1 protein-coding gene is annotated in these 247 nt (G+C 49.8%); it reads right to left on the reverse strand.

The window, feature by feature from the left end; translation table 11 throughout:
* Positions 1-247, reverse strand: a 247-nt coding sequence (locus tag Q4528_RS15280) for a beta-xylosidase family glycoside hydrolase (protein WP_512701004.1), incomplete at both ends; no start/stop codon positions are given.

A 247-nucleotide genomic window follows, 5' to 3' on the forward strand; every position in this document is an offset into this window, starting at 1 on the left:
GTTAGGCGCTGTGCTAGCAGGCTTTGATTGTAGCGAGAGTATAAGTAGTCGCGACCGACTAAACGCGCGTAACCTGGACGTTTGCTTAATGATATCCATGATTCTTCAAACGGGTCTTTAAGTGACTGGTACTTAGGTGCAAATTGGGTTTGGTCAAAGTCATCACGGCTTGCTTCTACCGGCCAAGGGTGTGCGGCCAGTTTAGGCGCTTGAATCTCTACGCGTGGTGTTGTGCCACCTACAACGT

Origin of the sequence: Staphylococcus pasteuri (assembly GCF_030547725.1) — a bacterium.
GTDB lineage: Bacteria > Bacillota > Bacilli > Staphylococcales > Staphylococcaceae > Staphylococcus > Staphylococcus pasteuri.